The following is a 13,120-nucleotide window of genomic DNA, read 5'->3' as shown; positions in this document are numbered from 1 at the left end:
AAAGAAGGAAGAACATCGGAAAGCCGTATGAGGGAAAACCTCACGTACGGTTTGATGAGGGGAAGCTGAAACAGAAAAGGGATGGCAAAGCCATCCCTAAAGAAAATTTAATCTGTTTCAGTTTTCTACTCTACGTTTAAAAGGGAATATATTTTTCATATAGAAATAAATTTGAAGGTGTATAAAAGGTTGTGTGAAAGGAGAATGAGAGTGATCAAGCTGAAACAATTTACAAGAACTGATTTCAAACAATTAATTAATTGGGTCGATTCCGAAGGATTTTTAATACAATGGTCAGGAAATGCATTTACATATCCTTTAAATGAACAGCAATTAGAGAAATATATAGAAAGTGCAAATACACTCGCTTTCAAAGTAATAGATGAAGAGACTGAAGCAGTTATTGGTCATATTTCGCTTGGACAAATAGATAATATAAATAAATCTGCAAGAATTGGAAAAGTGCTAGTTGGTGATACGGAAATGAGAGGACATTCAATAGGGAAATATATGATGAAAGCAGTACTTCAGGTTGCTTTTGAAGAATTGAAACTGCATAGAGTTACTCTTGGTGTTTATGATTTTAATACGTCAGCCATTTCATGTTACGAAAAAATAGGATTTGTAAAAGAAGGATTATTAAGAGAGTCAAGAAAAGTAGGAGCTAAGTATTGGAACTTATGGGAAATGAGCATGTTAGAATATGAATGGAAACAATAAAGAGTATAAATATTTTTTAAGATGCCAATCGTTCCTTTTTTTACGATTACAAAATACAGAGAAAAGAAACTGGAGGACTTAGCAGCAAAGTACGATGTATTTATGAAGGTGTATGTAATAGAAGCAATATAAAAAGTACTAACACCTATACGGAATAGATATAAAATATCGCTGATATGCCATTCATAAAAATAGACTTTTTTTAGCAGAAATCACTAATTATAAATACTTATAAAATTAGCTCTGATATAGCAGATATTGAAGCGAAGAAAAATAAAGATGGGAGTGCATATTGGAAATACGAAGATGACCAAACAAAATTATGGAATATACGACTATAGAACTAGAAAATGATGACATAAATCTAAATGTTATTGTTTAAATTCATATTTTATAATTTCCATTTATAAAAATGAGCCCATAGTAAAAATAACCTAAAAATAGGCATATGAACAAGGTGCATCATCTAATGATAGGTCATATTTTGTTGGTGTACGTATTGAACTTAGTTTATAGCGCTATTTCTACTTAGATTTAACGAACAGAAATATAGGAAAGCATCGATGGGGTTGTAGTTTATAAACGGAGGTCATGAAGATGAATAAGTTTCAACAAGAACTACAAGCGTTAAGCCTTAATGATTATCAGTCTGGAAATATTGTGTATTGGGACCAGCAAAACCAATATCCATATTACTATATTAAAGATGATGCTCGTCGCTGTGGCGGTTGCGGTCGTTGTGGCGGTTGCGGTGGTGGTCGTTGTGGCGGTTGCGGTGGTGGTCGTTGTGGCGGTTGTGGCGGTGGTGGTCGTTGTGGTGGATTTCGTTGTTTTGGTTGCTTCGGTTGCTTTAGTTGTTTTGGTTGTGGTGGTTGCTCTAATTGCTCTAATTGCTCTAATTGTTTTGATGGTTTTAATGGTACTACTGTAACATTTGAATATTGATAAGAGACAAAAGGAATCCATTTTGAAAAAAGATTGATCAAAACGGATTCCTACTTTGTAAAGCATTATACAATTTTTATAAAAAAGTGCTAACAAGTTTGCAAACGAACTTGCTAACACCTATACGGAATAGACATAAAATATCGCTGATATGTCATCTTTAAAAATAGCCGTAATCAATTAAATCCAACTAATACGGAATACCTATAAAAATAATTATGATATAGACTATATTCTTGTAGATTATCCGTTTGCTTACTTAAATAGTAGCATGCGGGATTTAATTGATGTATCTATTTATGTTGACACTCCTTTAGATATTGCGATGGCTAGACGGATTATAAGGGATTTTAAAGATAAATCAATTATTGAACTGCATAAAGATTTGAATCATTATATAACACATGCGAGAAAAGCTTATGTAGAGGCAAGTAAGAGATGATTGGTTTAAGTGGTGTGAACAACTTACAGAGGAAGAATTGCTTCGCAAACGTGTTGGAGGTGTTGGGAGTATTTTAGAAACACTTTTCCATATTGTAGATGTTGAGTATAGCTGGATTAGTGCACTTCAAGAAAAAGAGGATAATGAACCACAGTTTAAAGATTATCAATCAATCAAAAAAGTGAAAGCATTATCTGATTTATATAGACGAGAATTAGATAACTTTTTGCAATTATGGTCTGGCGACTTCGAATCAAAAATATTAAAAGCTTCATGGACAGATAAAACATATAAATACGGTGAAGTTTTAAGGCACGTAATTGCACATGAAATTCATCATATTGGTCAGGTATCTATATGGGCGAGGGAGTTAAATCTTCAGCCCGTTTCAGCGAATTTAATTGGACGGGGATTATAGATTTAGAAACCGACTTGCTAAATGCAAGTCGGCTTTTTATATAAAAGAGAACTTTTAGTTGAAATCCTCTGATTTTTTCTGACGTATATGTAAAAACATTAAGGTGGTAATGATTAAAAAGATCATAATCGTTTGTATAATTAAATTTTTAAACTGAAGTAAAATGGTCCAAGATGTAATAGCGTCTTTGAAAGCTTGGAGTGCAGAATATGAGGTAGGTTCAAAACCGTATTGAAGTAACTTTTTTGTTTCAACAAAAGCCGTGTTTTCTTCATTGGCGTCTAATACTACAGAAATAAACCTTGTATCTCCTTGTTTTGCTGTACCAACAAAACTATAATTACCGTTAGTTGACAAACTAGTTTGCAAGCCATCAACACCTTTTAGCTTAATGTTTTTATCAAGAGAATAAATCATTTTATTTGTGTTGAGAACTTGAAAATCTTTGAAGGTAAATGGGTAAGAGGTTAGTTTAGTTATATTTAATACATCTGGATAGTCTTTTATTAATTGTGCAGCTATTTCGGCTGCGTCTATCGCTGTTGTAATCGATTGTTTATTCTTCTCACTATCTATTCCAGTGGAATTTAAAAATGGAGATTGTTGTGATAACTTTAGTTGTTTTGCTTTTTCATTCATTAACGATGTGAAATTATCTTCATTTCCAGCAATGTGTTCTGCTAGTTCAAGTGCAGAACGATTATTGCCGGTTAAAAGCAATGTATTTAGTAAATCACGAACGGTTGTTTTATCATTCGATGTTACATGTATAGGACTCGTTTCAGTTTGAAAAACGTCGTTACTTATTTTTACAGATTCATCTAATTGTATTTTGCCATCATGAAGTTGTTCCATCACAATATACTCTGTCATTAATTTAGATAAAGTGGCCGACTGAATGAGAGTGCTTTCATTTTTTTTATAAATAATTTTACCAGAATTAGTATCTATTAAGATAGCTGATTTAGCTTGAATAATTGGACCATTTACATAAAGATAAAAGTATAAAACGATAAGTGCAGTAATAAAAAAAGATAATAATAAAATTGTTATTTTTTTCAAGAATTGCATAAGCGATCCTCCTACTATTACATCAATAATATTATTGTAAGAAGGAATGCTTAATTAGGAAGAAAGAAAAGGTAAAGAATTTCTAAAGAATTTTAAGGAATTCATTAATTTTGGATTTTGATGGAAAATTAAAGGTTCAATTTCTTATATGATAAGAAATTGAACCTAAAAATATGTTTTATTAACATTTGTATGGAAGTAATTTTACAGTGAAAGTTGTCTTTTCATCATCACTATATACTTCAATTGTTCCTTTGTGCAGTTCGACAATACTTTTTGCAATTGCTAATCCGAGTCCGGATCCACCAGTGTTTGTCGATCGTGATTTCTCTACGCGATAAAAACGTTCAAAAATATGAGGTAAATCGGTACTTGGAATAGCATGTCCGTAATTTGTTATATCAATTGCGATCGTAGTATTGCTTTCGTAAGCGGTAATATCAATATGATTTCCATCATTTCCATAAGTAATAGCGTTTATGATTAGGTTTTCAAACACACGTACTAATTTATCCCCATCAGCTAGTACCATTAGCTTTTGAGATGGGAAAGAAGGGCGACATTCAATATTAGCTTCTTGAAGCTGTATCCGAAATTGGACAGTTAATTGTCCAAGCAATTCTACAATATCAATGGGAACAGAATTTAAACTTAACTCTTTATTTTGAACACGTGTATATTCAAACAAATCATTCATTAATGCGTTGAGACGGGTTACTTTATCGTAAATGACTTGTATGTAATGACGCAATTCTACTTCATCTCTATAATTATCATGATGGATTAAATTCACATATCCAACTATAGATGTAAGAGGCGTTCGTAAGTCATGTGATACATTCGTAATAAGTTCGCTTTTTGCTTGTTCCGCCTGTCTTTCTTCATCAATTGATACTTTTAACTGTTCAACAATTTGATTAACGCCAGTTGCTAATTCTTCTAAATAATTATGGTGTACAATAGAAACTTTATGATTAAAGTTTCCACTTGCAACATATCGAATTTCTTCAATCATTTTTTTAATACAAGTTTTATAGTAAAGCTTTCTTTCATGACGATAAAAAATGTAAAGATAGGATGAGAAAATAGAAAATAAAAACAAATAAGAAACGATCATCAGCCATAAAGATTCCTTTATCCCTCTATACTTTTCATAACCAAAAATTCGAATGAATTCTTTACCTAGTTCGCTTAGAGTAAGTGAACTCTCAATTACACTCGTAACGAGACGATATATAATTAATTCGGTAATAGGTGTAAGAGTGATAGCTAATACAAGCCAAAAAATAATCTTCCATTTTGGAATATCTTTTAATATATCAAATGCTTCATTTCTCAATTTTATAGCCTACTCCCCAAACCGTATGAATCAGTTTTTCACTATTCATTACTGTTTCAAGTTTATCCCGTAAATTACTAATATGGACCATTACCGTTTTATTAGAACCATAACCATCTTCATTCCAAACACGTTCGAATATTTCTTCAGAACTAAATACTCTTCCAGTATTACTCGCTAGTAAATATAAAATATCAAATTCGATAGAGGTGAGTTTAATATATTCTCCATTTACTTTAACAGTATGATTATGTTTATGTATTTCAACAGAACGAATACGAATAATACCATCTTCATTCTTTTGGGAAGTAGCATTTTGGAAAGAGGATCTTCGTAATAAAGCTTTCACTCTAGCCACTAATTCTAGTGGATTAAACGGTTTAATCATATAATCATCTGCGCCGGTCATAAGTCCTAAAATTTTATCCATATCTTCAGCCTTTGCACTAAGCATAAGGATAGGTACAGTATTATTTTCACGCACTTCTTGACAAACTTCCAATCCGTTTCGTTTTGGCATCATAATATCTAAAAGCATAAGGTCAACTTCATATGTACATATCATTTGTAATGCTTCATCACCATCATAAGCTTTATAAATGTTATAGCCTTCATTTCGTAAATAAACAGCCAGTAATTCTACAATATCTTTATCATCATCAATAATTAATATGTTTTTATTCATTTTATAGTTAGTTCCTTTCCTTACAATTAATCAACATTACTATAATATCAAACATTTATGTATTTTGTAGTAATGTTTCTACATAAAATTTCATGTATCGTATTAAAAAGGAATTAAAACATTCATAACGAATATAAAATAAGAAGAATATTTAAACTCCACATTATACTGAAAGATAGTTATAAGGGGGACTTGCTATGTTATATAATGATATATATTCATTTACTCCAACTGGAAAAATAGAAAATGATATTAAAGCTTTTCTATTAAAATACAATAAAGAATTTACATATAAAAATTCAATTCGGAATTTAAAAGAAATTGTAGAGTAGAAAGGGTATAAAAATGCAATTAAAAGAATATATGAATCAAACATTCCCAGGAGTTACATTAGTACCGTTCATATACTTTCAGTGGGAAAATCATCTTCATTTTGATTTTGGGAAAGATAAATATCAAAATATAGAAGGAAACGACGATTTAAACATGGAATACTTCTCTCGACTATATACATATAATAAATATTTATTTGAAGATATATTTTCAAAAGAAGATGAAGTGTTTTTAGTAACAAATGTTTATTGATTTAAAAAGGAAAATGTGAAAAATTCGCAGAAAATAAATGTATATAATCGATTTATTAAAAAGAGGGAATTAAAGTTTCAGGTTAGACAAGAAACTTTACCATTTTTATTTAATGATGAAGAAGTAGATTTATATTGTACATATCAATTTTCGTTAAAATGCTTTGCGGAAGATATTAAATACCAATCGCTTATTAAAGCTGCTAATCATGAAGATTTCTCAGGGCTTCACCCGCGTTTTGGGCGTAAGAAAGAAATTTCTTATCCAGATGTATTTCTCATAAATGCAACGAAAGATATTATCATGTTTATTTATCCTTTTCGGCAAGAAGACTCCATCTGATTTGTGTTACGGGTGAAGCCCAACAATTCAGGGGGAGATGAATTGCCGTCAGTCAATAGGCTGAACTCTCTGAGAAGGGTGGTGAAAACAATGGCTAGAAAGAAAGCAGTTAAAGTATTACGTAAACAAAAGAAAATAGAAAACATGCAACGATTCACTCAGAAACAGAATATCGGACGAGCTTGCCTCACGGCTAAAGAATTTCGTTTACTTCAACGCATGTCGCATAGTTCAAAAGCATTGCGAAATGTTGGATTGTACACCATTAAACAAAGTTATTTGAATAATAATAAAATGGCTACTGTAAAAGAAGTGGACACTGCCATGCAAGCCGATATGAACTATTGGGGCATTCAATCAAACTCTGTTCAAGCTATTCGTAGAGCCTTATATACAGAAGTGAAGAGCTTTTTTAAAGCATTGGAACAGTGGAAGAAAAATCCTGAGAAATTCACAGGCCGTCCTAAGTTTCCGAATTATTCTGGTTCAACTGACAAACGAATCATTGAAATCTATCAAGTTCCAAAAGTTGATGATAACGGGTATTGGATGATTCCGATGAATGTGGCATTCAGGAAAAAATTCGGTTCCATTAAAATACGTATGCCTAAAAATTTAAGAAATAAAAAAATTTCCTACATTGAGATTGTACCCAAGCAAAAAGGTCGGTTCTTTGAGGTGCATTATACATATGAGATGCACGTTTCTCAAATGAAGAAACAATCCACGACTACTAGTAACGCTTTGAGTTGCGATTTAGGTGTAGACAGATTATTAAGTTGTGCAACAAATACAGGTGATACATTCTTAATTGATGGGAAAAAATTAAAATCCATTAACCAATACTTCAACAAAATGATACGTAATCTACAACAGAAAAATATGGAAAATGGACTTTCAAAACGTGTTGTAACGAATCAAATGGCTGCACTTTGGCATAAACGAGAAAGACAAATAAATGGTTACATTTCACAAACTGTAGGCCTGTTGTTTAAAAAAGTGAAAGTATTCAAGATAGATACTGTTGTCGTAGGTTATAACACTGGTTGGAAACAAAAATCTGATATGGGAAAAAAGAATAATCAAAAATTTGTTCAAATCCCATTTCATAAACTGATTTCAGCAATTGAGAATAAATGTGTAAAAGAAGGCATCCGATTTTTGAAACAAGAAGAAAGCTATACCTCAAAAGCCAGTTTCCTAGACAAAGATAGGATTCCTGTTTGGTTTAAGGATGATGAGATTAATTATCGTTTTAGTGGCAAACGAATCACTCGTGGTCTGTATCAAAGTAAATCAGGAAAGTGTATCCATGCGGATATTAATGGTGCGTTGAATACATTGCAAAAATCAAGAGTTGTAGAATTACATGAAAATCTCAAAGTGAAAACGCCGATCCTATTAGAAGTGCAAAAAAGTAAGGCTGTTGCTTCGTGCATGGCTTAGTGGGTGCGTCAACCATCCATGTGTACTCGACTTGTCGGGGCTTGTAGCACACGCCGGAGTAATCTGAGTGGTGGCTTCTTCTACAAGGAAGAATTGCTCTTTTTCGAAAGGGTGGTGCAAGTGGGAAAACGAGAGTTCGTTGCCAGTACCAACCAAAAACTTACTTGGGGTGTTACCATAAGGTGGCATGAACTCTAGAGCGTCAAACTGTCTAGCGATAGACGAAAAGACCTAGAGTTCTAACTCAAGCCCCCACTGAAATGCTTCATCTCAGTGAGGGGAGTTGACGATGATAGAGGATGTGAAGTAATTGCGAAGAATAAAGAAAAGATACGGGATTTATATGAGAAGTATAAAGAGTGGATACCAGAATATGAACGAGAGAGTATAGATGACTTATTTACATGAAAATAGGAGGAAGTGAAGTGTGTAATGAAAAGGATCGCAATTGTATCTGCATGGGAACCAGAGCTTACGTATTTGCATCAACATTATCCAAGTGAGCGTGTAGAAAAAATAGCAGCTTGGGAATTTCATTTTCATTCTATTAATGAATTAGAAGTTATTTCAGTTGTAACTGGTGTCGGTAAAGTAAGTTGTGCTAGTTGTGTACAACTATTAATAAGTGAATTCCAGCCAGACCAGTTATTTATGACAGGGATTTGCGGGAGTTTATCAGATAAGGTGAAAAATGGACACATCGTTGTAGCTCTTAATACTTTGCAGCATGATGTTACAGCAGCTGGCTCAGGAGAAGATAGTTTTAATCTATATGATGGTAGAACAGCACCCATTGAAACAACTAAATCACTTGTAAAACGGATGAAGAAATTGCGATCGTATGACCCGGTCCATTTTGGTACATTTCTATCTGGAGATCAACGTATTCGAAGTTCAGAAATGAGATATTTACTGCATACTGTATACGGTGCTTTAGCCGTTGATCAAGAAGTGGCAGCATTCGCTTATGTGTGTCATGTAAATAAAAAACCATTTCTATGTTTAAAAGCTGCCTCAGATCAAGCGAATGACAAAACGAAAGGAGAACAAAAGGTTTTTAAAATGTTAGCATGTGAACGAGCATGTGAGCATTTAATTACTTTTTTACGTGTTTATGAGATTACTGTAGTTAACAATGTATAGTAAGAGGAGTATAGTGATGAAAGCTACAAATAAAATAGCGATTCTTGGTGCGAATGGAAAAGTCGGAAAATTCCTCGTAAATCAAGCGTTAGAAAAGGGCTATCAAGTACGAATATTAACGAGAAATTCTAAAAATATGACGATAACTAATGAAAATATAGAGACTATCAGTGGGGATGCCCGCGATTTTTCAGTCATACAGGAATTACTTCAAGGGTGTAAAGCTGTGATTAATGCGGTGGGTCAGCCGAAAAATGAACCTTATATTTTTAGTACAGTTACGAAGCATATTTTAAAAGTAATGAAGGAATATGAAATGAAGCGCTATATTCTTATTTCTGGAGGCTCCTTAAATGTAAAAGGAGATCAGAAGGGAATTGCAAATAAAATAGGGGCTAATTTGTTTCGATTATTTCTTCCAAAGATGATGCAGGATAAATATAAAGAATTGCAAATTATACAAAGTAGTGAAATAGATTGGACAATTGTTAGATTACCGTTTGTTATAGAGGGAAATGGGATTGGTGATATTAAAGAGAGTTTAGTAGATATGCCAGGAATCAAAATTCAAAATGGGGATATTGCACCGTTTGTTATAAAACAAATAAATAGTGAGACATATGTAGGAAAATGTCCATTCATTTCAAATTAAGAGGTGAATTACAATTGCATACGTATTATGGAGAACTTTGTACAAAGATATATGAAAATGATAAATCAATTGCGAGTGGAAAAGAATTGGATTTTTATCTTTCTTTTGTAAAAGACAAAAATATGAAAGTGTTAGAACCAATGTGCGGAAATGGTAGAATGCTAATTCCTTTTATACAAAATGGTGTGAATATAGAAGGATTCGACCTTTCAGAAGACATGCTCAAAGTGTGTAAAGAGAAAGCGGGAAAATTAAACTTAAAACTGGTTGTGTCACTAGGAAGAATAGAAGAATACCATAGTGATAAAAAATATGATCTTATTATGATTCCTATAAGTTCATTTTCACTGTTACCTGATAATTTAGTAGAAATTAGTCTTCAAAATATGAAAAATAACTTAAAGGAAAATGGAAAATTGCTTCTAACAATTGTACAAGGTGGAAGTGAGACAGAACAAATTCTAGATTGGATAGAGACAAATAGAAAAGAAATTAATAATGAATTAATTGTTGAGTATAGAAAAGTTTCATATGATAAGGCGCAAAAACTTCTAAATATTATACTGAAATATGAAGTCATTCATGATGAGAAAATAGTAGAAACTGAGATTATGGATTTTCCTATAAGACTATATGATTTAAAAGAATTTGAAAATATACTTATTACTAATGGATTTAGTCAAATTGTTGTTCATGAAATAAAAGATGGATATGGTGAAGGGAATTCATTTCATGTATTTGAATGCAGTTTATAACAAGTCAAAGCGGGGGATTATACTTATATGATTCAATACAAAAGATTTAGTGAAGTAAGTATAGATTTAGTGTATAAAGCTTTTAAGGATGGATTTTCAGATTACATCATTAAAATGGAAGTTTCAAAAGAAGATTTTATAAAAAGATTTTTTGGGCCAGAAGGGAATTCGCTAGAACACTCCTTTCTTGCTTTAGATGATGACAAATCTGTTGGTGTAATACTTGGTGGTATAAAGGTTTATGAAAGTATAAAAACAATGCGCTGCGGAACTTTAGCTGTTCATCCGGATTATCGCGGCATTGGTGTAAGTCAAAAGTTATTTGAACTGCATAAAGAAGAGGCAATTCAAAATGGATGCAAGCAACTTTTTCTTGAAGTAATTGTAGGTAATGACCGAGCGATTAATTTTTATAATAAATTTGGTTATGAAAAAGTATATGAACTTTCTTATTATAATTTAAATGATTTAACTGAAATAATGAATAAAGGTAATAAAAATATTGAAGTAAAACAATTAGAATTCCCAACATTTAAAGTTGAAATTCAGAAATGGTTAAACTTCCATATAAATTGGCAAAATGATATTGATTATATCGAAAAAACAAATCATACATTTTACGGTGCATATGTTGATAGTGATATAAAAGGTTCTGTATGTGTAAATGAACAAGGTAAAATTAGTTTTATTTTCATAGACAAAGACTATAGAAATATTGGTGTTGGGACGAAATTATTACAGGTAGCAAGTGAAGAATTAAAGTTATCAAGTTTATCAATTGGGTTTCCAAACAACAATTTACTGAAAGGGTTTTTAAAGAAATCTGGATTTGAAAAGAATTCTTTAGCACAATATGAAATGTATTTATTGCTATAAAAAGCGGAAGGAATTATTCTTTTCGCTTTTTATTTTGCACTATAAACGTTTTTGCTGTATGTGGGAGGATAAGTAAAAATAACAGAAGTTTTGTTACCTATCTTATTGAGCTAACTGGCACTTTAGTTGAAAAAGGAAAATGTATAGTAAACATAGAATATATTAATACATTAAAAGATTTATGAGGTGAAAGTGATGGCAATTAAGCAAGACGAAATTAAAGTAGTAGTCGGAGCTGGAGTATTTAATAATAATCCAGGTTGGGTTCAAACGCAAGAAGATGAACTTAATTTACTAGACAATACCACTTGGGAAGAAAGATTTGAATACAATTCCATTTCAGCTATTTTAGCAGAGCATGTATGGGAACATCTTACTTTTGAAGAAGGTGTAAAAGCAGCTGAAATTTGTTATAAATTTTTAAAGCCATCAGGTCATATTCGGTGCGGAGTGCCTGATGCATTTTTCCGAGATGAAACCTACCAAAATATAGTTCAAATAGGCGGCCCTGGCCCGAAAGACCACCCAGCTGCAAGCCATAAAATCGTACATAATTATAAAACATTAACGAAAATGTTTGAAATTGCTGGATTTGAGGTAGTTTTACTTGAATATTGTGATGAAAATGGTCAATTTTATTACACAGAATGGGATGCGAATGACGGCGTTATTTTCCGTTCGAAAAGGTATGATTCTAGAAATAGAGGCGATAAACTTGGTTTTCCATCGCTAATTGTTGACGCGATTAAAAGGTAAGTCATTCACCTAAAATAGGTGTTAGTTCTATCAGTTCATGAGTCGCAAATGCGGCTTTTTTTATTTGTTTTGTAAACCTACGTTTAGCAAGGAATTAGACATACATAATAAGTGATTTTGAACATTACATAACTTGATTTGAATACTATATTAGCTCTTATTAACACCATTTATCTTAAAGGAAATTGCTTTTAAATATTTAATGGAAATATCATATAAAGTAAATAAATCAACGTTTTCTCATGTTGAATTTTTTTGCGGAAATGTTGAGGTACGCCTATTGTAATAAACACATGGAGAGAATATATAATAAATCAATCAATGTTCAAGATACCATTCACACATTAAATTAATATTTCATTGCCATAGAGATTTCTTTTATACATAAATTCGTGTAAAATAAAACAGGAACATACATTCTATACAAGAGTAGGAGGAAATAAATATGTTAGCTCAAATAGAGAAACAAACTGATGGCTATATTATAAAATTTGAACGCCAATTTCCCAATACAATAGAGGAAGTTTGGTCTGTTTTAACTGAAAACAGCAAGCTTAAAAAATGGATGTCTAATTTACAGATTGAAAACCTTAAAACAGGTGGAATTATAAAGTTCGACATGATGGATGGTTCATTTTTAAATATTGAGATTTTAGAGTGCCAACTAAATTCAGTACTTGAATTCACATGGGATAAAGATCGTGTCCGATTTGAAATACATAAAGAGGAAAATGGTTCTCTTTTACTACTTAAAGAATACATTCATGAATTAACTGATCATACACCAAAAGATATAGCTGGTTGGCATATTTGTCTTGACCTTTTTTCTTCAGTTTTAGAAGAGGAAGAGAAGGAATTTTCTAAAAACGAATGGCAACAATGGTTCGGAAAATACAAGGATAAGATTCAAGAAGTGAGAGGATAATTGTATAATAGGTAATATTC

General features: G+C 31.9%; 12 protein-coding genes and 6 pseudogenes. 15 read left to right on the top strand and 3 right to left on the bottom strand.

Going from position 1 to position 13,120, the window contains the following annotated elements:
- Positions 1-210 precede the first annotated feature (210 nt).
- From MKX77_RS11715 to MKX77_RS11700, 5 genes and pseudogenes are all read left to right on the top strand, one after another.
- Positions 211-720: a GNAT family N-acetyltransferase gene (locus MKX77_RS11715; RefSeq protein WP_215556407.1), complete on the top strand. Its 510-nt coding sequence runs from the start codon at positions 211-213 to the stop codon at positions 718-720.
- An 18-nt stretch (positions 721-738) separates the two neighbouring features.
- Positions 739-852 (top strand): annotated as a pseudogene (locus MKX77_RS30665) (replication-relaxation family protein); the annotation flags it as partial.
- A 465-nt stretch (positions 853-1,317) separates the two neighbouring features.
- Entirely contained in the window at positions 1,318-1,665 is a 348-nt protein-coding gene (locus MKX77_RS11710) for a heterocycloanthracin/sonorensin family bacteriocin (RefSeq protein ID WP_341306721.1), read from the top strand.
- Positions 1,666-1,879: 214 nt separating this feature from the next.
- Positions 1,880-2,095 (top strand): annotated as a pseudogene (locus MKX77_RS11705) (hypothetical protein); the annotation flags it as partial.
- A pseudogene (locus tag MKX77_RS11700) lies at positions 2,094-2,525 on the top strand (DinB family protein); the annotation flags it as partial. The pseudogenes MKX77_RS11705 and MKX77_RS11700, both read left to right, overlap by 2 nt.
- 54 nt (positions 2,526-2,579) lie before the next feature.
- Here MKX77_RS11700 and MKX77_RS11695 read toward each other — a convergent pair.
- The 3 genes from MKX77_RS11695 to MKX77_RS11685 form a co-directional block, all read right to left on the bottom strand.
- On the bottom strand, positions 2,580-3,596 hold the full coding sequence (locus tag MKX77_RS11695; protein WP_341306720.1) for a D-alanyl-D-alanine carboxypeptidase family protein: 1,017 nt from the start codon (positions 3,594-3,596) through the stop codon (positions 2,580-2,582).
- Between the two features lie 181 nt (positions 3,597-3,777).
- On the bottom strand, positions 3,778-4,935 hold the full coding sequence (locus MKX77_RS11690) for a sensor histidine kinase (RefSeq protein WP_341306719.1): 1,158 nt from the start codon (positions 4,933-4,935) through the stop codon (positions 3,778-3,780).
- A complete protein-coding gene (locus MKX77_RS11685) occupies positions 4,925-5,620 on the bottom strand; it encodes a response regulator transcription factor (protein WP_341306718.1) in 696 nt (231 codons plus the stop codon). Before MKX77_RS11685 ends, MKX77_RS11690 begins: the two co-directional genes overlap by 11 nt.
- Positions 5,621-5,817: 197 nt before the next feature.
- On the opposite strand from MKX77_RS11685, the pseudogene MKX77_RS11680 reads away from it, so the two are divergent.
- The 10 genes and pseudogenes from MKX77_RS11680 to MKX77_RS11635 form a co-directional block, all read left to right on the top strand.
- Positions 5,818-5,940: pseudogene (locus tag MKX77_RS11680) on the top strand (HD domain-containing protein); the annotation flags it as partial.
- Positions 5,941-5,965: 25 nt separating this feature from the next.
- Positions 5,966-6,529, top strand: a pseudogene (locus MKX77_RS11675) (DUF3885 domain-containing protein); the annotation flags it as partial.
- Between the two features lie 108 nt (positions 6,530-6,637).
- Positions 6,638-7,993, top strand: coding sequence for a transposase (locus tag MKX77_RS11670; RefSeq protein ID WP_341306717.1), 1,356 nt, complete (start codon positions 6,638-6,640; stop codon positions 7,991-7,993).
- Positions 7,994-8,281: 288 nt separating this feature from the next.
- Positions 8,282-8,401: pseudogene (locus MKX77_RS11665) on the top strand (DUF3885 domain-containing protein); the annotation flags it as partial.
- A gap of 24 nt (positions 8,402-8,425) precedes the next feature.
- Positions 8,426-9,136 (top strand): 5'-methylthioadenosine/S-adenosylhomocysteine nucleosidase, encoded by a 711-nt coding sequence (gene mtnN / locus MKX77_RS11660; RefSeq protein ID WP_341306716.1) that lies wholly within the window; start codon positions 8,426-8,428, stop codon positions 9,134-9,136.
- A gap of 16 nt (positions 9,137-9,152) precedes the next feature.
- Positions 9,153-9,788: an SDR family oxidoreductase gene (locus MKX77_RS11655; RefSeq protein ID WP_341306715.1), complete on the top strand. Its 636-nt coding sequence runs from the start codon at positions 9,153-9,155 to the stop codon at positions 9,786-9,788.
- Between the two features lie 14 nt (positions 9,789-9,802).
- Complete coding sequence (locus tag MKX77_RS11650) at positions 9,803-10,543, top strand: class I SAM-dependent methyltransferase (RefSeq protein ID WP_341306714.1); 741 nt, start codon at positions 9,803-9,805, stop codon at positions 10,541-10,543.
- Between the two features lie 27 nt (positions 10,544-10,570).
- Positions 10,571-11,419, top strand: coding sequence for a GNAT family N-acetyltransferase (locus tag MKX77_RS11645; RefSeq protein ID WP_341306713.1), 849 nt, complete (start codon positions 10,571-10,573; stop codon positions 11,417-11,419).
- 192 nt (positions 11,420-11,611) lie between these two features.
- Positions 11,612-12,175, top strand: coding sequence for a class I SAM-dependent methyltransferase (locus tag MKX77_RS11640; protein ID WP_033728073.1), 564 nt, complete (start codon positions 11,612-11,614; stop codon positions 12,173-12,175).
- A gap of 445 nt (positions 12,176-12,620) precedes the next feature.
- Positions 12,621-13,100, top strand: a complete 480-nt coding sequence (locus MKX77_RS11635; protein ID WP_341306712.1) for an SRPBCC family protein — start codon at positions 12,621-12,623, stop codon at positions 13,098-13,100.
- Positions 13,101-13,120: the final 20 nt, after the last annotated feature.

The sequence above is a fragment of the Bacillus sp. FSL R9-9410 genome (assembly GCF_038050385.1).
Taxonomy (GTDB): Bacteria; Bacillota; Bacilli; order Bacillales; family Bacillaceae_G; genus Bacillus_A; species Bacillus_A cereus_U.
The sequence above is the reverse complement of the archived record's forward strand: the minus strand, read 5'-3'. Positions and strand labels throughout refer to the sequence as shown.

Bases quoted from the DNA above. Each gene is read 5' to 3' on its own strand.
- MKX77_RS11710 (WP_341306721.1), top strand. From the start codon at position 1,318: ATGAATAAGTTTCAACAAGAACTACAAGCGTTAAGCCTTAATGATTAT.
- MKX77_RS11695 (WP_341306720.1), bottom strand. From the start codon at position 3,596: ATGCAATTCTTGAAAAAAATAACAATTTTATTATTATCTTTTTTTATT.
- MKX77_RS11685 (WP_341306718.1), bottom strand. From the start codon at position 5,620: ATGAATAAAAACATATTAATTATTGATGATGATAAAGATATTGTAGAA.
- MKX77_RS11670 (WP_341306717.1), top strand. From the start codon at position 6,638: ATGGCTAGAAAGAAAGCAGTTAAAGTATTACGTAAACAAAAGAAAATA.
- mtnN (WP_341306716.1), top strand. From the start codon at position 8,426: ATGAAAAGGATCGCAATTGTATCTGCATGGGAACCAGAGCTTACGTAT.
- MKX77_RS11655 (WP_341306715.1), top strand. From the start codon at position 9,153: ATGAAAGCTACAAATAAAATAGCGATTCTTGGTGCGAATGGAAAAGTC.
- MKX77_RS11645 (WP_341306713.1), top strand. From the start codon at position 10,571: ATGATTCAATACAAAAGATTTAGTGAAGTAAGTATAGATTTAGTGTAT.
- MKX77_RS11635 (WP_341306712.1), top strand. From the start codon at position 12,621: ATGTTAGCTCAAATAGAGAAACAAACTGATGGCTATATTATAAAATTT.